Source organism: Arthrobacter sp. BK1, assembly GCF_056680055.1.
Window position 1 is genome coordinate 133,431 of record NZ_CM155263.1, and the last position, 19,892, is coordinate 153,322.

The 19,892-nt window shown below is 64.6% G+C and carries 21 protein-coding genes; 13 read left to right on the forward strand and 8 right to left on the reverse strand.

From position 1 onward, the window contains the following. Positions 1-27 precede the first annotated feature (27 nt). The 5 genes from AC1MCA_RS00585 to AC1MCA_RS00605 all read left to right on the forward strand — a co-directional run bounded on the left by AC1MCA_RS00585 (position 28) and on the right by AC1MCA_RS00605 (position 4,458). Entirely contained in the window at positions 28-2,079 is a 2,052-nt protein-coding gene (locus tag AC1MCA_RS00585) for a DNA/RNA non-specific endonuclease (protein WP_479800433.1), read from the forward strand. A gap of 97 nt (positions 2,080-2,176) precedes the next feature. Continuing rightward, positions 2,177-2,527, forward strand: coding sequence for a PadR family transcriptional regulator (locus AC1MCA_RS00590; protein ID WP_479800435.1), 351 nt, complete (start codon positions 2,177-2,179; stop codon positions 2,525-2,527). A gap of 2 nt (positions 2,528-2,529) precedes the next feature. Then, positions 2,530-2,895, forward strand: a complete 366-nt coding sequence (locus AC1MCA_RS00595; protein ID WP_479800437.1) for a DUF1048 domain-containing protein — start codon at positions 2,530-2,532, stop codon at positions 2,893-2,895. 25 nt (positions 2,896-2,920) lie between these two features. Then, positions 2,921-3,697, forward strand: coding sequence for an ABC transporter ATP-binding protein (locus AC1MCA_RS00600; RefSeq protein WP_479800439.1), 777 nt, complete (start codon positions 2,921-2,923; stop codon positions 3,695-3,697). After that, the gene (locus AC1MCA_RS00605) at positions 3,694-4,458 is read left to right on the forward strand and encodes an ABC transporter permease (protein ID WP_479800441.1); all 765 of its coding nucleotides are present in this window, start codon (positions 3,694-3,696) and stop codon (positions 4,456-4,458) included. The genes AC1MCA_RS00600 and AC1MCA_RS00605 overlap by 4 nt, the downstream gene beginning before the upstream one ends. A 24-nt stretch (positions 4,459-4,482) precedes the next feature. Here AC1MCA_RS00605 and AC1MCA_RS00610 read toward each other — a convergent pair whose 3' ends face one another. Then, entirely contained in the window at positions 4,483-5,841 is a 1,359-nt protein-coding gene (locus tag AC1MCA_RS00610; RefSeq protein WP_479800443.1) for a protein kinase domain-containing protein, read from the reverse strand. A 246-nt stretch (positions 5,842-6,087) separates the two neighbouring features. On the opposite strand from AC1MCA_RS00610, the gene AC1MCA_RS00615 reads away from it, so the two are divergent. The 7 genes from AC1MCA_RS00615 (at position 6,088) to AC1MCA_RS00645 (ending at position 11,436) form a co-directional block, all read left to right on the forward strand. Continuing rightward, positions 6,088-6,390 carry an urease subunit gamma gene (locus tag AC1MCA_RS00615; RefSeq protein WP_479800445.1) on the forward strand — a complete coding sequence of 101 codons (303 nt, stop codon included), beginning with the start codon at positions 6,088-6,090 and terminating at the stop codon, positions 6,388-6,390. 7 nt (positions 6,391-6,397) lie between these two features. Then, positions 6,398-6,727 (forward strand): urease subunit beta, encoded by a 330-nt coding sequence (locus tag AC1MCA_RS00620; RefSeq protein WP_479800447.1) that lies wholly within the window; start codon positions 6,398-6,400, stop codon positions 6,725-6,727. Further along, on the forward strand, positions 6,724-8,469 hold the full coding sequence (gene ureC / locus AC1MCA_RS00625) for an urease subunit alpha (RefSeq protein WP_479800449.1): 1,746 nt from the start codon (positions 6,724-6,726) through the stop codon (positions 8,467-8,469). Before AC1MCA_RS00620 ends, ureC begins: the two co-directional genes overlap by 4 nt. A 22-nt stretch (positions 8,470-8,491) precedes the next feature. After that, positions 8,492-8,977, forward strand: a complete 486-nt coding sequence (gene ureE / locus AC1MCA_RS00630; RefSeq protein ID WP_479800451.1) for an urease accessory protein UreE — start codon at positions 8,492-8,494, stop codon at positions 8,975-8,977. Positions 8,978-9,184: 207 nt separating this feature from the next. Beyond that, a complete protein-coding gene (locus tag AC1MCA_RS00635; protein WP_479800453.1) occupies positions 9,185-9,850 on the forward strand; it encodes an urease accessory protein UreF in 666 nt (221 codons plus the stop codon). Between the two features lie 12 nt (positions 9,851-9,862). After that, positions 9,863-10,480, forward strand: coding sequence for an urease accessory protein UreG (gene ureG / locus AC1MCA_RS00640; protein WP_479800456.1), 618 nt, complete (start codon positions 9,863-9,865; stop codon positions 10,478-10,480). Next, on the forward strand, positions 10,477-11,436 hold the full coding sequence (locus tag AC1MCA_RS00645; RefSeq protein WP_479800458.1) for an urease accessory protein UreD: 960 nt from the start codon (positions 10,477-10,479) through the stop codon (positions 11,434-11,436). Before ureG ends, AC1MCA_RS00645 begins: the two co-directional genes overlap by 4 nt. A 31-nt stretch (positions 11,437-11,467) precedes the next feature. Here the strand turns inward: AC1MCA_RS00645 and AC1MCA_RS00650 are convergent, their stop codons facing one another. The 3 genes from AC1MCA_RS00650 to AC1MCA_RS00660 form a co-directional block, all read right to left on the reverse strand. After that, the gene (locus AC1MCA_RS00650) at positions 11,468-12,445 is read right to left on the reverse strand and encodes an amidohydrolase family protein (RefSeq protein ID WP_479800460.1); all 978 of its coding nucleotides are present in this window, start codon (positions 12,443-12,445) and stop codon (positions 11,468-11,470) included. Positions 12,446-12,521: 76 nt separating this feature from the next. Then, positions 12,522-13,028 (reverse strand): hypothetical protein, encoded by a 507-nt coding sequence (locus AC1MCA_RS00655; RefSeq protein WP_479800461.1) that lies wholly within the window; start codon positions 13,026-13,028, stop codon positions 12,522-12,524. Between the two features lie 66 nt (positions 13,029-13,094). After that, positions 13,095-13,613: a flavin reductase family protein gene (locus tag AC1MCA_RS00660; RefSeq protein WP_479800462.1), complete on the reverse strand. Its 519-nt coding sequence runs from the start codon at positions 13,611-13,613 to the stop codon at positions 13,095-13,097. A 242-nt stretch (positions 13,614-13,855) separates the two neighbouring features. Here AC1MCA_RS00660 and AC1MCA_RS00665 point away from each other — a divergent pair, with 242 nt between their 5' ends. Next, positions 13,856-14,422 carry a GNAT family N-acetyltransferase gene (locus AC1MCA_RS00665; protein ID WP_479800464.1) on the forward strand — a complete coding sequence of 189 codons (567 nt, stop codon included), beginning with the start codon at positions 13,856-13,858 and terminating at the stop codon, positions 14,420-14,422. Here AC1MCA_RS00665 and AC1MCA_RS00670 read toward each other — a convergent pair. The 4 genes from AC1MCA_RS00670 to AC1MCA_RS00685 are packed head-to-tail and all read right to left on the reverse strand — an operon-like array spanning position 14,385 to position 19,796. Then, a complete protein-coding gene (locus AC1MCA_RS00670) occupies positions 14,385-16,253 on the reverse strand; it encodes an IucA/IucC family protein (RefSeq protein WP_479800466.1) in 1,869 nt (622 codons plus the stop codon). The two genes, AC1MCA_RS00665 and AC1MCA_RS00670, sit on opposite strands and share 38 nt — an antisense overlap. Next, positions 16,250-16,828 carry a GNAT family N-acetyltransferase gene (locus AC1MCA_RS00675; protein ID WP_479800467.1) on the reverse strand — a complete coding sequence of 193 codons (579 nt, stop codon included), beginning with the start codon at positions 16,826-16,828 and terminating at the stop codon, positions 16,250-16,252. The genes AC1MCA_RS00670 and AC1MCA_RS00675 overlap by 4 nt, the downstream gene beginning before the upstream one ends. Then, positions 16,825-18,174, reverse strand: coding sequence for a lysine N(6)-hydroxylase/L-ornithine N(5)-oxygenase family protein (locus tag AC1MCA_RS00680; protein WP_479800468.1), 1,350 nt, complete (start codon positions 18,172-18,174; stop codon positions 16,825-16,827). Before AC1MCA_RS00680 ends, AC1MCA_RS00675 begins: the two co-directional genes overlap by 4 nt. Beyond that, the gene (locus AC1MCA_RS00685) at positions 18,171-19,796 is read right to left on the reverse strand and encodes a pyridoxal phosphate-dependent decarboxylase family protein (RefSeq protein ID WP_479800469.1); all 1,626 of its coding nucleotides are present in this window, start codon (positions 19,794-19,796) and stop codon (positions 18,171-18,173) included. The genes AC1MCA_RS00680 and AC1MCA_RS00685 overlap by 4 nt, the downstream gene beginning before the upstream one ends. Positions 19,797-19,892 lie beyond the last annotated feature (96 nt).

Consider the following 19,892-nt stretch of genomic DNA (forward strand, 5'->3'; position numbering starts at 1 on the left):
CCGTCCCATCGATCGAAAGGCAAGCAAGTGGAGGATCTCATAGGGCGCCTCAAGGCCGCCAACGCTCAGATCGAAGGCCGGGATCGTTTGCTTGGTGAGGAAATGCTCGAACGCCGTGCGGCCACAGAAATGATCCCGGAACTGGCCGGCCGCGACCTCGAGGGTGCCCAGGGCGGGCACGGGCCGATGATCGAGGTGGGTGGCCAAACGGTGGATCGTTTTGAATTTGCGCAGGAGACGATTGTCCTGCGGACAGGGCGGCCCGTGCTGGCCGTCGTCGGCGATGAGGCTCAGCTCGTGTTTTCCGATCCGGAAAGCAACGTCTGGACGTCGCGTCTCCGGGATGCTTCAGAGCATCTGATGAGCGCCGCGCGGGCGGTCGGCCGCATCGAGGTCGAAGGACACGACGTGGCCTGGCTCGGCACCGGTTGGCTCGTGAGACCGGATGTCGTGGTCACGAATCGACACGTCGCGGCCGAATTCGGGCGCAGCGACGGAACGTCATTCGTGTTCAAGCAGGGAATGGGCGGCAGCCAGATGGATGCCTCGATCGACTTCCTGGAAGAGATCGGCAGCACCAAAGAGCGGACGTTTCGGCTGAACCGAATTCTGCACATCGAGGATTCAGACGGACCTGATGTGGCGTTTGTGCAGGTCACGCCGACCAGGGAACACGCCCTGGCAGCGCCCATCGGCCTGGCCGCCCATTCCGAAGACAACGAGATGGTGGCGGTGATCGGCTACCCGGCACGGGACAGCCGCATCCCGGATCAACAGCTGATGGACGAGATCTTCGGGAACGTCTATGACAAGAAGCGGCTCGCTCCTGGCCAACTGACCGGGTCGGATTCGACGTCGGTCCGCCACGATTGTTCGACTCTTGGCGGAAATTCCGGGTCGGTGGTGCTGTCGCTCAAGACGGGCGAGGCGGTGGGTCTGCATTTCGCGGGCCGGTTCCTCAGAAGCAATTTCGCAGTACCGGGCACACTTGTGAGGGAACGGCTCGAAAAGGTCTTGAGCGGCAGGACCCGGACGGGCCCTGTTCATCACACGGTTCCGGATCGGCCGGCGCCCATGAATCCGCAGGCACCCGCAGCTCCACGGAGCCAGACAGGATTCTCGTTCGTGGTTCCACTCCGCGTGACGGTGGAGGTCGGGAACCCCTACGCTGAAGGCGAGGACCAACGCCTCCGGGTCACGGATGGGTCGTCGACACCGGTCGATACAGACGACGAACTATTCACCGAGGCGGTTCCGGCGGACTACCGGGACCGTCTGGGGTTTGAGGAGACATTTCTCGGCACTGCCGTACCGATGCCGTCGGTAACGACCAGGCGGGATGATGTCCTGACCTTCGCCGTCGAGGGTAACACCGACGATGTGCTTCGGTACGAACATTTCGCGGTCATGATGAGCAGGAGCCGCAGGCTGTGCCTGTTCAGCGCGGTGAACATCGACGGGCTCCAATCCATCTCCATGCCACGCGTTGGCTGGCGCACGGATCCCCGTATTCCGCTCGGAGCCCAGATCCGCAAGGAGTGCTACGGCGCCGAGCCAAAGTTCTCGCGGGGTCACATGACCCGGCGGGAAGACCCGGTCTGGGGTCCTGGGGATAGCGCATCGAAGGCGAATGCGGACTCCATGCACGTCACCAACGCCGTCCCCCAGATGCAACCCTTTAACGGTGGAGTCTGGCTCGAGCTCGAGAATTACGCGCTCCAGAACGCACGCAAGGACGACATGAGGATCTCGGTCTTTACCGGTCCCTTCCTGACGGACGGGGACCCCATCAGGTTTGGTGTGCAGATCCCGACAGAGTTCTGGAAGGTCATTGCGTTCATTCATGACGAGACGGGGCAGCTGTGTGCCACCGGCTACACAATGTCCCAGCAGGACTTCCTGCGTGAAGAAGAATTTGTTTTCGGCAAGCACAAAACCTCGCAGCGATCCATCGCCTCCATCGAGCAACGCACCGGACTCTCGTTCGGGCCGCTTGCCGCACTCGACCCCATCGAGGACACCGAGGGTCTGGTTTCGGAGCTGACCGACGCCCGGCAGATCCGCTTCATCGGACGTTAAGCCGTCAGTCCGTGGTGCCGGGTGCCCTTGCCAATCCACTATTCAGCGATACTATCTAGTGGTAGTAAGCATCACTAGGTAGTTGGAGACTGGATCCATGGGCAAGCAGATGACCGAGATGCTCAAGGGCACGCTGGAGGGCATTGTCCTCGCCATTTTGGCCGTGCAGCCGGCGTACGGCTATGAGATCACGGCACGGCTGCGTGACCAGGGCTTCTCTGACATCGTCGAAGGCACCGTCTACGCGTTGCTGGTCAGGATCGAACAGCGCGGCCTCGTGGACGTGGAAAAGGTCCCGTCCGAGAAGGGCCCGCCGCGCAAGGTCTATTCGCTGAACGCGCTGGGCGGCGAGTACCTCGACGAGTTCTGGAGGTCCTGGAGCTTCCTGGAAAACCGGATCGGGCAGCTCCGCCTCCACATCGAACGCCCGCAGGGCGAAGGAGAATAATCATGGCCGCAAAATGGATCGAGACGATTACTGGCTCATTCGAGGACAAGAAACGTTGGCGTCGGTACAAGGCCCGCAAGGAAGGGTTCCCGCCGGGCTACCGGACCGCGATCGACGGACTCGAACGATACTTCATGTACGCGGGTTCGATCGTCAAAGGCGATGTGCTCATGCAGATGCTCGAGGACCTCGCAGACCTGATTGAGCGGGCTGCTGTGGACGGCACCCCGATCCGCGACATCGTCGGCGATGACCCGGTGGAGTTCGCCGATACCTTTATCCGGAATTACTCGGACGGCCAGTGGATCAACAAGGAGCGCAAGCGCCTGACCGATGCCATCGATCAGGCCGCCGGCGACGATGCGTAAACGCATCAACTGAGGAGAACCAGCCATGACCGCTGACCATTTCCTGGAACCCGCGATCCGCGTCCAAGGCATTGTGAAATCGTTCAAGGACCTGCACGTGCTGAGGGGCGTCACTTTCGAGGTGGGGGCGGGGAGCATATTCGCGCTGCTGGGCTCGAACGGCGCCGGCAAGACCACGCTGGTGCGGATCCTGTCGACGCTGTTGAAGGCCGACGCCGGCACCGCCACGGTCCACGGGTTCGACGTCGGGACAAAGCCCGGTGACGTGCGCGAATCGATCAGCCTGACCGGCCAGTTCGCCGCCGTCGATGAGGTGCTCACCGGCCGGGAGAACCTGGTGCTGGTCGCCAAATTGCGTCACCTGAAGAACCCGGGTGCGATCGCCGACGGCCTGCTCGCCCGCTTCACGCTCACCGACGCAGGGAACCGGAAGGCCTCTACTTACTCCGGCGGCATGCGGCGCCGGCTCGACATCGCGATGAGCCTGATCGGGAATCCCCCCATCATCTTCCTCGACGAACCAACCACCGGCCTCGATCCCGAGGCCCGCCTCGAGGTATGGCAGACCGTCAAGCAGCTCGCCGGCCAGGGCACGACCGTGCTGCTCACCACGCAGCAGCTCGAGGAGGCCGAACAGCTCGCGGACCGGATCGCGATCCTGCACGAGGGCACGATCATCCAGAACGGGACCCTGGCCGAACTCAAGCAACTCCTCCCGCCGGCCAAGGTCGAATACGTCGAGAAACAGCCCTCCCTTGAGGACGTCTTCCTCGCCCTCGTCGCACGAAAGGAACCACGATGACCAACCATGTCCTCGGCGACACCGGTGTCCTGACCGCCCGCTCCCTGCGCCACATCCTCCGCAGCCCGGACACGATCATGACCACCGCCGTCACCCCGATCGCCATGATGCTGCTGTTCGTCTACGTGTTCGGCGGAGCGATCAACACCGGATCCGACGAGTCGTACGTCAACTATTTGCTCCCCGGCATCCTGCTCATCACCATCGCCTCCGGCGTTGCCTACACGGCTTACCGGCTGTTCCTGGACCTGCAGGGCGGCATTTTCGAACGCTTCGCGTCCATGCCCATTGCACGGTCCAGCGTGCTCTGGGCGCACGTCCTCACCTCCCTGGCCGCCAACCTGGTCTCTGTGGCAATCGTGATCGGCGTCGCGCTGATCATGGGCTTCCGGACCGGCGCATCAGTGGGCGCCTGGCTGGCCGTCGCCGCCATCCTGATCCTGTTCACCCTCTCCCTGACCTGGATCGCTGTCATAGCAGGGTTGTCCGCGAAGACCGTCGACGGCGCCAGCGCGTTCAGCTACCCGCTGATCTTCCTGCCGTTCATCAGCTCCGCGTTCGTGCCCACCGACTCGATGCCCGGCCCGGTGGCATGGTTTGCCGAGAACCAGCCCGTCACCTCAGTGGTGAACAGCATCCGGAACCTGTTTGCCCAGGAACCGGTCGGCACTGACATCTGGACCGCCCTCGCCTGGCTTGTCGGCCTCCTTGTGGTCGCCTACGCCTTCGCAATCGCCACCTACCGCCGCAAGATACGCTGACCCGTGAATTCCCGGCCGGGCCCACTACGCGAGGCTGCGCCTGGTCTGGAGCCTTAGTTCGAGGTCGTTCATGACGATCCCTGCGAGGTTCTCGAGGGTTTTGGTGTCGTCCTCGCTGAATTGCCTCGGCTGGGTGTCCAGCACGCACAGGGTTCCGAGGTTGTATCCGTCGGGCGTGCGCAACGGCACGCCCGCGTAAAACTGCATCCCGGCGTCGCCGGCAACCAGCGGGTTGGCCAGAGTGCGGGGATCGGTAGCGGCGTTCTCCACAATCCAGGCATCGTCCTGAAGGATTGCCGAGGCGCACAGCCCCGGATCCCTGCCGATCTGTTCGATATCGGTGCCGTACCGGGCTTTGAACCAGATACGGTCATGGTCCACAATGCTCACGATGGCTACCGGGACGGCAAACATCCGGGCCGCGACAGCCACCACGCGGTCAAAGGTCCCGTCCGGGAGGGTATCGAGGATCCGGTACCGTTGCACGGCCCGCATTCTGGCGTCTTCGGCGCCGCCCGTTTCCTGTGATCCGCCCCGGTGCCTCGCTGCACCCGTTGCGATTTCCTGCCGCAAGGACAGGGATACATCCTTGGCGTCCGGGCGTGCAGCGGGATCCCGGGCGAGCATGAAGGTCAACAGCTTCGCCCATCTGGGCGCTACCTCCTCCGGAATGTGCGGATCGCGCAGCAGCCGTGCCAGGGCCGACTGGATGGGAGCACCAGGATAGACAACGCGACCCGTCAAAGCTTCCAGCAGCACGAGCCCCAACGAGTAGACGTCACCGGGCGTCCCTGACGGCTCACCGGCAGCCTGTTCGGGGCTGAGGTAGTGGGGCGTCCCCGACGAGCCGCCCGACAAGGTGTCGAACCCTTCAGCCAGCAGCGTCGCGACGCCGAAGTCACTGAGTTTGGCGCGTGGCCTGCTGTCCCCGCTCCCGTCGTCAACGAGTAGGACGTTGGCCGGCTTCACGTCCCGGTGGACAATGCCGTGATGGTGAATATAGGCCAGACCGTCCGCAAGGTCATGCCCGATATGCGCAACGTGGGCCGCCGACATCGACCCCAGGCTGCCCCGCTCGCGAAGGTCCGGGCCCCGGACCAGCTCCATCACCAGGTAGCTGTGCGGGTCCTGCGGATCGCTCAGATCCGCACCGGCGTCGAACAACGTCACCAGCGCGGGGTGGCTCATGCCCGCGAGGATGCGGACCTCCGCCTCCTGCCTGCGGATCTGCTCGACGTCGGCCCGGTTCCTGCGGAACAGTTTCAGCGCAACATCCCGCTGGAGCAGCTCGTCAACGGCCCGGTAGACACTCGATTGCGCGCCGGAGCCGATCAGCTCTTCTATCCTGTAGCGCCCGCTCAAGAGGTGTCCGCGCCGCATCATACCCACACCCGTGATCCTTAACTGACCCAGGGCCCGCGCCGCCGGCAGGACAATGATGCCACTACCGGGCTGGGCGCAAACCAAGACATTCGTCCGTCCGCCTCCTGGCAGGAAACGGGGGTAATAACGGCTCGCCCTATATCGTAAGCGAGATCCGGCGATGTGGCGGCGGATATCCTGAAACTCCCCCGAAACCTGGGCGGCTTACTCTGGTTACACGCCGGCGAGGCTACGGAAGGAAAACCATTGCACCTGATGCCCCGAGAGCAGGAAAAGCTCATGATTGTGGTGGCGGCTGACCTTGCCCGCCGCCGCCAGGCCCGCGGCCTCAGACTGAACTTTCCCGAGGCCGTGGCCATCATCAGCTACGAACTCATCGAGGGCGCCCGGGATGGCCGCACGGTAGCAGACCTCATGAGCTACGGCACCACCGTACTGAGGCGGGAAGACGTGATGGAAGGCGTCCCGGAGATGATCCACGACGTCCAGATCGAAGCCACCTTCCCTGACGGCACCAAGCTCGTCACCGTCCACGATCCGATCCGATAGGGCGGCCATGATTCCAGGCGAATACATCCTCAGGTCCGCGCCCGTAACGGTAAACGCCGGGCGCCAGGCGATCGACGTCGTCGTCACCAACACCGGCGACCGGCCCGTGCAGGTGGGCTCGCACTTCCACTTCGCCGAAGCGAACAACGCACTCAAATTCGACCGCGGGGCAGCCCACGGCCGCAGGCTGGATATTCCCGCCGGCACGGCGGCGAGGTTCGAGCCGGGAGACAGCAAAACCATCAGGCTCATTGAACTGGCTGGCCGCCGCGAGGTGTTCGGGCTCAGTAATGCCGTGAACGGCCGCCTTGATGCAGGCAAGGAAGGTGGCAAGTGAGCTTCGATCTTCCACGCAGGCAGTACGCGGATCTTTACGGGCCGACGACCGGTGACGCCATCCGCCTGGCGGACACCGAACTGTTCCTTGAGATCGAGAAGGACCTCACCGTCTACGGCGAGGAAGTGGTCTTCGGCGGCGGCAAGGTGATCCGCGACGGCATGGGCCAGAACGGCCAGGCCACCCGGGAGGAAGACGTCCCGGACACTGTCATCACCAACGCCGTCATCCTGGACTACACCGGCATCTACAAGGCCGACGTCGCACTCAGGGACGGACACATCTTCAGGATCGGCAAAGCCGGCAACCCGCAGATCACCGACGGCGTGGACATCATCATCGGCGCCAGCACCGAAATCATCGCGGGCGAGCGGAAGATCCTCACCGCCGGCGGCGTGGACAGCCACATCCACTTCATCTCACCGGACCAGGTGCCCACCGCCCTCACCAGCGGAGTGACCACCATGGTGGGCGGTGGAACGGGGCCGGCCGAAGGCACCAAGGCCACCACCGTCACCCCCGGTAAATGGCACATCCAGCGTATGCTGCAGGCCGCCGAGGGACTGCCCATCAACATCGGTCTGTTGGGCAAGGGCCACGCCTCCGCCGTCGAGCCCCTCGCCGAGCAGATCCGCGCCGGCGCCATCGGGCTCAAGGTCCACGAGGACTGGGGTTCCACGACGTCCTCCATCGACACCTCCCTGAAGGTGGCCGACGAGTACGACGTCCAGGTGGCCATCCACACGGACACGCTTAATGAATGCGGCTTCGTGGAGGACACGATCCGCGCCATCGACGGCCGGGTCATCCACACCTTCCACACCGAAGGCGCCGGCGGCGGGCACGCTCCGGACATCATCAGGATCGCCGGGTTGCCCAACGTCCTCCCGGCGTCGACGAACCCCACCCTGCCGTACACGCGGAACACCATCGAAGAGCACCTGGACATGCTCATGGTCTGCCACCATCTGAACCCGGACATCCCGGAGGACGTGGCGTTCGCCGATTCCCGCATCCGGGCCGAGACCATCGCCGCCGAGGACGTCCTGCAGGACCTCGGGATCTTCTCCATCACTTCCTCCGACTCCCAGGCCATGGGCCGCGTGGGCGAGGTGATCACCCGCACCTGGCAGGTGGCGGACAAGATGAAGAAGCAGCGCGGCGTCCTGGAAGATCCCGACGGCGGCACTCACGGCTCCGCCGAGGGTCTGGGTCCGCAGAGCGATAACTTCCGCATCAAGCGCTACGTGGCGAAGTACACCATCAACCCGGCCATCGCGCAGGGCATGGCCGATTCCATCGGGTCCGTGGAGGAAGGCAAGTTTGCCGATCTTGTTCTGTGGGACCCGGCGTTCTTCGGTGTCAAACCTGAACTGGTCCTCAAGGGTGGCCAGATCGCCTACGCGTTGATGGGTGACGCCAACGCCTCCATTCCCACCCCGCAGCCACGGACCATGCGGCCCATGTTCGCCGCGTTCGGCAAGGCGGTGCAGCAGTCCTCCATCACGTTCCTGTCCCAGGCGGCGATCGAGGCCGGGGTCCCCCAGGAACTCGGGCTCGAGAAGATCATCCGGCCCGTTTCCGGCATCCGGACACTCACCAAAGCGGACCTGAAGTACAACAACGCCACCCCGGACATCCAGGTCGACCCGGAAACGTACCAGGTGACCGTGGACGGTGAGGAAGTCACCTGTGAACCCTCAGACGTCCTGCCCATGGCCCAGCGCTACTTCCTCTTCTGACCCCCACCATCCGGAGCCTGACGTGATCATCGAAAAAGTCCTCGGCAACCTGCACGAGCTGCCTGCAACGGACCTCGCCGCCTACACCGGGCTGCACCGCGAAAAAGTCGTGCTTCCCAGCGCCCAGCTGGTCAAGCGCATCCAGCGGGTCATCACCGACCACGGCAAGGAAATCGGGATCCGGCTGCCCTCCGGCTCCGGCGACCTGCGCGACGGCGACATCCTGCACGTGGCCGAAGCCAACATGATCGTGGTCTCAGTTCTCCCCACCGACGTCCTCGTGGTGGCACCGCGCTCCGTCCACGAGATGGGCGTCGTGGCACACTCGCTCGGCAACCGGCACCTGCAGGCCCAGTTCTTCGACGCGTCCTCGGAATACGGCGCCGAAGTCATGGTGTGCGCCTACGACCACACCGTCGAGGACTACCTTCGTCACGCCTCCGTGCCCTACTCCCGTCAGGAACGCGTCATGCCTGTGCCTTTCCGCCATGCTGAACACTCGCATTAATCCATCGCCTTCGGCTCCTTTCACCGTGTGCGCCTCGGGGGCTTTGGCGGGAGATAGGGGCCGTGCCCGTCCCCAGCCGCGCCCAACTCTCGCAAGCTCGAGTCGGGACCCTCGCGGCAGTGGGCCCCCCACGAGTGCCACCACGCCGCGGCCCCTATCTCCCGCCTCCGCCGATTCGAAAGGTCGCCTTCCGTCGAGGTGCCTTACATGAGTTATCAGCTTGCCCTGCAGCAGTTGGTTGACTCTGCGCTGCCTACTGGGGCTTTTGCTCACTCCCTGGGGTTCGAGACCTATGTTGACGCCGGGGTGGTCGCTGATGAGGCTGGGTTTGGTCGGTGGCTGGCTGCCTTCATCTCGCAGCAGTTGACCTTTTCGGACGGGTTGGCCATTCGGTTCTTGTATGAGGGGTGGGATGTTGGGGAGCTGGATTCGCTGCTCTCTGCTTCTTTGTTGCCCCGGCAGGTTCGGGAGGCGAGCGTGAAGATGGGTGGCCGGCTGCTGGAAATCGGGACTGACGTTTTTCCGTCAGCCGGGCTGGGACGGTACCGGGACCTGGTGAGCACCGGCGCGGCCGCCGGGCACCAGCCGCTGGCGTTCGCCGTCGTCGCCCGTTCCCTCGGCGTGCCGCTTACCGAAGCGCTCTCCGCGTACCTTTTCGCCACTGTCACGTCCCTGACGCAGAATGCCGTCCGCGCCATCCCGCTTGGCCAGAACGCCGGGCAGCGGCTGCTGCGGACAGCGGCCGACGACGTCGCTGCCGCCGTCGAGCGGATAGCGCTCCTGACGCCGGACGACTTCGGGGCCGTCAGTCCCGGACTGGAAATTTCGCAGATGAGGCACGAGCGTCAACGTGCCCGGATGTTCATGAGCTAGCAGGAGGACCACATGACGGAACCCATCAAGATCGGCATCGGCGGCCCGGTAGGCGCCGGTAAAACCCAGCTCGTGGAGCGGCTCACCCGCCACATGAGCCGCGAAATCTCCATGGCCGCCATCACCAACGACATCTACACCATCGAGGACGCCAAAATCCTGGCCGCCAACGGCATCCTCCCCGAGGACCGGATCATCGGGGTAGAAACCGGCGGCTGCCCACACACCGCCATCCGCGAAGACACCTCCATGAACACCGCCGCCATCGAGGAACTCAAAGCCCGCCATCCGGACCTGCAGGTGATCTTCGTCGAATCCGGCGGCGACAACCTCTCCGCCACCTTCAGCCCCGAACTCGTGGACTTCTCCATCTACATCATCGACGTGGCCCAAGGTGAAAAGATCCCCCGCAAGGCCGGCCAGGGCATGATCAAGTCCGATCTCTTCATCATCAACAAAACCGACCTCGCACCCCACGTCGGCGCCGACCTCTCAGTCATGGAACGGGATTCCAAGGAATTCCGCGGAACCAGGCCCTTCTGCTTCACCAACCTGAAAACCGACGAAGGGCTCGACACCGTCATCGAATGGATGCGCAGGGACGTCCTGATGCTCGACCTCGCGCCATGAGCACGACGGCGGCCTACGTGACACCGGCGGCTTCACCGGATGTAAGGGGCCGTGCCCGCTTCGCGGTGCCCACCACGCCGCGGCCCCTTACATCCGGCTCCGCCGCCTCGGGGGACGGCTCGCCGCGCGGTGTTCTTGAGCTCGTGGTTAGTGAACGGAGCGGACGGTCGGTTGCCACGCATCAGTACCATGAAGGCGCCCTTCGGGTTTTGCGGCCGCACTACCTCGACGATTCCGGGCAGGTTTGTTATGTGCTCGTCAATCCTGGCGGGGCCTATCTCGGGGCCGATCTCTTTCTTGTTGACGTGGAGGTGGGCGACGGGGCCGACCTGCTTTTGACGACGCAGTCGGCGACCAAGATTTACCGGACTCCGGGGTCTTTTGCGGAGCAGCGCATGACCTTGCGGCTCGGCGAGGGGGCACGGCTGGAGCTGGCCCCGGACCAGCTGATCGCCTACCGGGAGGCCAGCTACCGGCAGAACACGCACATCACCGTGCGGCCGTCGTCGAGCCTGGTCATGGCTGAGGTCATCACTCCCGGCTGGTCGCCGGACGGTGCGTCGTTCCGGTATGAAGAGCTTCGGCTCCGGAATGAAATCCTGGTGGAAACCGACGACGGCGGACGGCTGCTGGCGCTGGACAACCTGCTGATCCGGCCGCCCGCCGGTGACGTCACAGGCATGGGCTTTATGGAGGGCTTCAGCCATTTGGGCTCACTGGTGGTGGTGGACGCGCGCGTTAACCAGTCGCTGGCAGACGGACTTCATGCACTCACCGCGGGCTACAAGGCACACACCGGCATCTCGCTCACCCGCACACTGGCCGGAACCACCGGACTGGTCCTGCGCTCACTCTCCAACAGCACGGCGGAACTGAACCTGCTGCTCGGCGCGTGCACAGCCCTCCTCCGGGAACGGTGGCACGGACAAGAACCCCTCAACCTACGGAAGTACTGACCCGCACAGGACCGGACGGCGTCCGGCGGGTTCAGCCGCGGCTCTGCCTCAGCCGCGGAAACAGCGCCTCCGCATTGCCGCGGTCTATCGCCGTGCGCAACGATCGGTCCAGCGGGTAGTTCTCATATTGCATATTCAGGAATCCGATCGCCATCGACGGGGCGAAGGGGAAATCCGAGCCGAACGTGATGCGCCCGGGGTCGGCGACCTCAAGCAGGCTGGGGAGCGCCGACGGGGTGGCAGACAGGGCGATGTCATAGTAGAACCGCCGCAGGACGGATTGCTTCTCATCCGCCAGCGCCGCCAACGCTGTGAGGGCCAGCTCCCTGTTGTTGAGCATCGTGAGCAGGATCCGGAAAGCTATGTACGGCACAAAGCCGCCAGCATGGGCCAGCAGGAACTTAATTCTTGTGTACTTGTCCATCGCACCGGACAGGATCAGGCTGATGGCGGCGCGGGTGGTGTCGAGCAGGAAGTCCGCAGCGAAGGTGGGGATGCCAGGCACCGCCGGAGCGGGAAGCTCACCGGGGTGGATGAACACCACGGCATGGCGCCCGTCCAGGAACTCCAGCAGCGGCTCGAAGCCGGGATCGCCCGGGTAGCGGCCATCGTTGCTGGCCAATAGCGCGATGCCGTCAGCATGCAGCGTGTCCAGGGCGTACTCAGCCTCCGCCAGGGCGCCGTCCACGTCCGGCAGAGTCACTGTTGCGAAGAACCCGAACCGCTCCGGCCTGCCGGCCACCACCTGCGCGCTGTACTCATTGACCTCGCGTGCCCAGCGCCGCGCCTCCAGGACGTCCCCGAAGTAGACACCCGGTGTGGACAGGGACAGGATGCCGGCCTGGATTTCGTTGCTGTCCATGAACTTCAGCGCAGAACGCTGCGACCATGAAGGCATGCCCAAGCCCCCTGGGCGGACGCGCTTTTCATGCATCCAGCGCGCATATTCAGGCGGAATGATGTGCTGGTGCGTGTCGATGCGCCGCGGCCCGCTCATCCGAAATCCCATCCTTGATCCGGCCTCAATCTACGCGCCCGCGGCTTCCCCAGTCAGGGCACAACGTCCCGCTCCGCTCAGCCGAAGCTCACTGGCTCGGCGCCGCCAGGATGCGCTTGGGCCAGACTTCCGGAATCCAAGGCTGTGCCGTACGCTGGCGAACTGCGGGGAAACCCAGTCGATGAGCTCCGGTTGCAGGTTCGTCAGCAGTAAGCGCGTAGTGGAAGATCCTGCTGCCTGGCTTCTCAAGTCCGCCACGGGGCTCCACGCCGTAACGGTCACTCCCGGCGACCGCCTGCGCCCATGCATCGGCTTCCTCCCAGTACACGTCCCCGGGCCGGCGGTCGGGGTGAACATGCATGGCCACGGAGATCATGATCGAGGCTACGTCTGTGGTGGAACGCTGTGCGAAGCAGACAATGTCAACGCTGACGCCGTGATTCACGCAGGAGGGCTTGCGGGCCATGGCCGTCGCGGCCCCCTCAACACCGCCGTCGTGGATGTCCAGCCGGCCGAGCGCATACATCTGCCGACGAAGCACGGAGAGCTCGTCGCCGCAGATCATGTGGATCCTGTGGGTGAGTGTCCCGATCATGCGCTTAAGTCCTTCAGGAGTAGATAGTGAAGCCATAGCCGACGGCGGCTTCGCAACTGACCGCCGTCATGCGACGCTCTCCAGCACAGCGGCCCGGGCCGGCACGCCGGCGAAGTATCCGCCCTTGAAGAACAGTAGAGGCTCCGCCCCGTCCCTGGAACCGAGTGCCCGGACTGCCCCCACCACAATGGTGTGGTCGCCGCCGTCGTACTCCTCATGAAGCTCGCAGTCCACCCAGGCGAGTGCCTGGTCCAGCACGGGGTTTCCCAGCGGCGAAGCGCTGTAATCCACACCGGCAAATTTGTCGGTGCCGGACCGGGCGAACTGGCCGGCAAGGTGCTGGTGCTCGGCCGGGAGGATGTTCACCGTGAAGCGCCCGGCCTTGCGCAGCAAAGGCCAGGTGCTGGAGCTGCGGGCGGGACTGAACGTCACCAGGGCCGGGTCCAGGGAGAGGGAGGAGAACGACTGGCAGGTGAAGCCCGCCGGACCGTTGTCCGTTGCTGCGGTGACTACCGTCAGCCCGGAGGCAAAGTGGCCCAGGACGTGACGCAGACGCTGCGGGGTGAGATCAAAATATTCCGTCATGTTCGTTCCTTTCAAAGCCGATACGTCCAACCAACCACCCGTCCCGGCCGCCTTCTAACGGGTGTGAAATGCACCGACGCGCAACGCAACCTGACTTCACAGCCAGAAGCATGAGGTAATGAAGACGGCTCCTGACCAGCGCCTTTAGTGAGGGAATGGTCGCACCGGCCATACGGCGCAACCGGGGGAAACGCCGCTCAATGGTTTTCCGCTGCGGATTCTCCGGACCGTATCGTAGGCGCATGACTTTCCTTGTCCGCCGGGCACGCCCGGACGAATACCAACATATTGGCCAACTGACGCTGGCCGGTTTTGGCCATATGGAACCAGGCTCCGCGCTGCCGGAGGTGGAACGCCTCGCTTTGCTGCTGGACGCCGCAGGCCGGGACCGCCAGGGCGTGATGCTGGTTGCCGAAGGGACAGATGGCACGCTCCTGGGGACGGCCAGCATCTTTCCCCAAGGAGTCCCCTATGCCCGCCAGGCCCGCGACGGCGAAGCGGAGGCGCCTGCTCGCCGTCCTGCCCGAGGCCCGCAAGCAGGGTCTTGGCGGAGCGCTCCTGGCAGAAGGTGCAGATATTGCTGCGGCATGGGGTCCGAACGCCTGGTGTTGGATACCGCGCAGCACAACGTGCGATCGCAGCGCCTCTACCTCCGTTTTGGCTTCCAGCACCAGACCGAACGGGACGTGCGACGGCAGCCTCCCAAAGCCCCACTGGCCGTCTACACACTGGACCTGCAGCAGCGTGACCGCAGCGCCGCCCCGTCCGAACTCAACTCCCCGCCGGGGCAAACCGTGCGAGCGGATTGACGAGGCGCCCCGCCATCTGCAGCCCGCCGGACGGGTCCGCAAGGTCCAGCATCTCCTGGTTGTTGCGCAGCTGAAGCCGGTTCAGGCACGAAAGGGCAAAGTCAGGAGCGAACAGATCGTGGCGGGTGAACTGGTCAGCCAACTCCGGGTGCTCCGCCTGGTATTCCAGAATGACCGCGGCCGCGGTACCCCAGAATTCCGTCTGGCTGAGCTTTCCGTCCTCGACCAGCAGCGCGGCAAGGAAGCGGAAAATGCAGTCTAAGACGTCCGTGAAGATAGCCAGGACCTTTTCTCCGTCGGGAATCTCCACCCGGATCCGGGCAACCTCCCCGGGCAGGTCCAGCCTGTCCCCCATCACCACGATTTCCTCGGCAATGTCCTTCATGACCGCCCGGACAGGCACTCCCTTCTCCAGAACCAGGATCACGTTTTCGCCATGCGGCATGAACGCGAGTTCGTAACGGTAGAGGCAGTGGACCAGCGGGACGAGGTACGCCTCGAAGTAGCGGCGGAGCCACTCTGCGGGTTCCAGTCCGGACAGCTCCATGAGCGCTGACACCAGCGGTTTGCCGGCCGGGTCGACGTGCAGCAGTGAGGCCATGGTGGCCAGCTGCTGGCCCTCCGCCAGGAGCGGGAGGGGGCTTTCCCTCCACAGCGCGGAGAGCATCTTGCGGTACGGCGAGCCCTTGGCGGCGGCGGCCTCGTAGTACCTGTTGTGATAGCCGATGGCCGCGATCTCGCTGATCATCCCCAGGCCGCGCTTCTGCAGTGCGCTGTCTGCCCGGATCAGGTCCTGTAGCCAGTCATTGATGGCGGGGGTGGCCTTCATGTACTCGGGCGAAAGTCCCCGCATAAAGCCCATGTTCAGGACCGACATGGAGGTCTTGACGTAGCTCTTGGCAGGGGCGCTGGTGTTGAAGAACGTGCGGATGGACTGCTGGGCCTGGTAGCCGTCGCTGCCCGTTCCAAGGTGAATGATGTGCTGCTGTGCGATGTCGGCGGCGAATGTGACGGTGAGCTTGTTCTCCCACTGCCAGGGATGGACGGGCATCAGGAAGTAATCCGCAGGCTCCACTCCCTGGGCCGTGAACTCGGCGTCAAACGATCGCAGCACTCCGGCACCGAGTTCGGCCTCAAGGTGGGCGCGGCAGTCCAGCCCTGCGCTGGCCGTGAAAACGGCGTGGCTTCGGTGGACCCCGATCCATTCCAGCCGGACGGGCGCACCGATTTCCGGGGCGAAGGCACGGTAGTCGCTGATGCCGAAGCCCAGCCGGCCGTTGTTGGCTACGAAGCAGGGATGCCCTTCGGTCATGCTGCGCTCGACGGACTGGAAGTCGGCTGCCGGATCGGTTCCGCCGGTGACGCCAGCGGCAAGCTCCCGGGCCGAGGGCTGCGCAAGCCACTGTTTGTAGGAGTGGCCGGCAAGGGTGCTGCTGATTTCCTCGAGGTAGACCGGAAGCATCTCTTCACGGATGCCCAGTGTGCCCTTGAACTCGGTGATGAAGCGCAGGGCATCGGGAGTGGCGTCCTCCCCGCCCCGCGTGCAGCGGATGGAGGCGGCGTCCACCGCCCAGTGCTCGAGTTCCAGGACCCGCGCCGTGAAAGAGTACGCCGCTGAGTTATCGTCGCTGCGCACCACGTAGACTGCCGGTTCGTCCGGGCCTGCCGTGCCGGCCCCGGATCCCAGCCGCTGCGGCACGAGGATGCGTTCGTGCAGGAATTCGGCGAGGGCCTTCCGGACCAGGTGGCGGTTGGCTGCGGCCCAGCGCTCCGGCGCGAGGTGCGGGACGGCGTTGGTTGTGGTGGCCGCGTCCAGTTCGGTGGTGTTCACAGTGTGGCTCCCTGGTGGATCGGGGTGGAAAGGTCATGGGTGTTGTGGAGCGCCGCGCGGGCGTCGAGGTAGTCCTGGCCCGTGCAGAAGCTGAGCAGCGCTTCCTTGCCGGGCAGCGTTACCAGCCCTGCCGGTTGGAAGCCGAACCGCCCGTTGAGAACGTGGATTCTGGCGTTCCGGGCATCGGGTTCCACCACCACGCGGTCCACTCCGGGCTTCAGGAACAGCCGGTTCAGCACTGCATCCATCACGGCGGCCGTGTAACCCGGCGTGGGAACTCCCGACGGCGGCGCCACCAGCAGGTGCATGCCGATGTCGCCGTCGTGCACGGCATAAGCAGCGGCAAGTGGCGAGGCGGACGGCAGGTACTCCTCCATCAGGAAGGCGGGGACTCCGCCGTCGAGCCCCAGCAACGCATGGTGATGCCCGCTGGACTGGATCCGCGAGTATTCCTCCACAACCCCTTCAACCGTGGCGGACTGCATTCCCCAGAACGAGGCGTAAGGCTGGGTGACCCAGCTGTGGAGGATGGGTGCATCAGAGACCGCGTCAAGGCAGCGGAACGTGAAGCTCATGCTGACACCTCCACTGCCCGGGTGGGGACGGGCTGGGGTGCGCCGAAGTGCTGGAACGCGATGCTGCGCTCCACCGGGTAGACCTCGCGGCCGGTGATGTCCCGGAGGATGCAGGAATTGCGGTAGGCGGCCATGCCCAGATCGGGGGTGACAAAGCCGTGCGTATGCAGCTCGGCGTTCTGGACAAAGATTTCGCCGGGTTCGACGCCGGTGCTGTAGTTGCGTGCCACGGCGAACCTGCCCGCGGAGTCCCGGGCGATGCGGTCCCGGATGCCGGTGAGGAAGCCCGGCTCGCGGTAGGTGTAGCCGGTGGCCAGGACCACGGCCTCGGTGTCCAGCGTGTAATCGGCGCCCTGTTCCTCGTGCCGGAGCTGCAGGGTGTGGGAGCTTCCCGCCGCGTTCCAGCTGGCGCCCGTCAGCGACGAGTGCGTCAGGAGCTGTGTGTCCACCAGCCCGGAAAGGCTCTTGGTGTAGAGGAGATCGTAAATGGCATCGATCAGCTCGGAGTTGATGCCCTTGTACAGGTTCTTCTGGCTCCTGATAAGGCCGTCGCGCTGGTCCTGCGGCAGCCCGTGGAAGTAATCCACGTATTCCGGCGACGTCATTTCCAGCGTTAGTTTGGTGTACTCCAGCGGAAAGAAACGCCCGGACCGGGTGACCCAGTTCAGCTGGTAGCCGTGGACGTCGATCTCCTGCAGGAGCTCACAGTAGATTTCCGCGGCGCTCTGGCCGCTGCCCACGATGGTGATGCTGCGCTTTGCCTGCAGCTCACTCTTCCTCGACAGGTAGTCGGTGTTGTGGAGGACCAGTCCCCCGCCCCCGTTCACCGCGGCATCGACTATTCCGTCACAGGACGCCGGGACGAACGGTGACGTGCCGGTGCCCAGCACCAACCGCCGCGCCAGCAGTACCTCAGGCCCCCGGGGATCCTCCACGGACAGCCGGTACACGCCGCCGTCGTACGCCACATCAACCACGGCGGTGCTGAAACGGACGGACCGCAACTGGCCGGCCACCCACTGGCAGTACTGGTTGTATTCCGCGCGCAGCGGGTAGAAGTTTTCCCGGATATAGAAGCGGTAGAGGCGCCCGGTCTCTTTGAGGAAGTTCAGGAACGAGTACCGCGAGGTGGGGTCCGCGAGCGTCACCAGGTCCGCCATGAACGGCACCTGCAGGTGCGCAGGTTCCAGCATCATGCCGGGGTGCCAGTCAAAGGTGCCGCGTTGTTCCAGGAAAATGCAGTCCAGCCCGTCCACCGGTTCGCTGAGGGCGGCGAGGCCGAGGTTGAAGGGCCCGACGCCGATGCCGGCCAGATCGTAAATGTGGGGTTCAGTGGAGGTGCTCATGCGGTTGCCTCCGCTGTGGCTGTGCTGGCAAGCAGTTGGGCGCCGGTGCGGCGCAGCAGTCCGATGATGTCGCTGATGTCCCCCAGGCTGGCCTCGGCGTTGAGGAGGGTGAACTTGAGGTAGTGCCTGCCGGCCACTTTGGTGCCGGCCACCACGGCCTCGCCGGAGGCGAAAACTGCTGCGCGGATGGCCGGGTTGAGGGTGTCGGCTGCATCCTCGGAGAGCATGTGGCCGGGGTTGGCGGGACCGGAACCGGGGATGCGTGGCCTGTAGCGGAAGACCAGGGTGCTGAGCTGGGGATCGGCCGCGAGCTCGAAGTCGTCGTCGGCTGCCAGCAGGGACCCCACCCGGGTGGCGAGATCGATGGCTTCGTCAAACAGTGCGCCGATCGCGTCAGCGCCCATGATGCGCAGGGTCAGCCAGAGCTTGAGTGCGTCAAAGCGCCGCGTGGTCTGGATGCTCTTGTCCACCTGGTTGGGGACCCTGGCCAGGGCTGCACTTTCCGGGTTCAGATAGTCCGCGTAGTAGGTGACGTGCTCCAGCATGGTGCGGTCCCGGACCAGGAGGGCGCTGGAGCTGACCGGCTGGAAGAACGTTTTGTGGAAATCCACGGTGACGGAATCGGCCAGCCGCGTTCCGTCCAGCAGGTGGCGGTACCGGTTGGAGACCATCAGCCCGCCGCCGTACGCTGCATCAACGTGGAACCAGGCGCCGTAAGCACGGGCCAGGGCGGCGAGTTCGGCGAGGGGATCAATGGCGCCGAAATCGGTAGTCCCGGCCGTGGCCACCACCGCCATCGGCACCAGTCCGGCGTCGTGTGCTTCCGCCATGGCCCCCGCGAGGGCGGCGGGATCCATCCTGTGTTCGGGGGTGCACGGGACGGAGATCACGGCATCGAAGCCCAGGCCCAGTATGGAGGCCGATTTCTGGATGCTGAAGTGGCTGTCGGCGGACGTGAAAATCCGCAACTTTTCCAGCAGGGCGGGCAGCCGGTCTCCGGCCCTGGCCGGTTCCTGCCGCAGCCCGGCGACGGCGTGGTTCCGGGCAATCAGCAGCGCCTGCAGGTTGGACTGGCTTCCCCCGGAGGTGAACACGCCGTCGGCGGCGGGCCCCAGCTGCAGCCGCTCCGTGGTCCAGTCGATCAGCCGGCGCTCGATCATGGTGGCGCCCGCGCTCTGGTCCCAGGTGTCCATCGACGAGTTCACCGCGGACAGGATGGCCTCCCCCACGAGCGCCGGAATCACCACGGGGCAGTTCAGGTGGGCGGCGTACTTGGCATCAGAAAAGTAGACGGCATCCCGGAGGTAGACGGACTCGAGCTCTTCCAGCGCTGCGGCGGTGTCCGGAAGCGGGCGGTCAAGATCGACCGCGCCGATGCGGTCCCTCATCTCGGACGGTCCGACACCGGTGAACGGGCGTGTGGTGCGGTCCAGTTTGGTGGCCACGGTGTTGACGCCCTGCAGCACCTGTGCCACGTAGCGGGTCGAGTTGCGTGAGTTGAACAGATGGTTGGTGGCCGCGAGGGCAAGCTCCACCCGGGAACCGAAATCGTGGCCGGGGAGGGCACGGTCTACCCGGTTCGGATCCGTGCGTATCTCGTCAACAGTTGGCAGCAGTGGCACAGGTCATCCTTAGGTCAACAGAAGTGGTCTTTAGCAAGGCAAGCCTTACTTAGGACACCCTTTTAGTCAAACTAATGTGATGTATTTGTCGGGAAT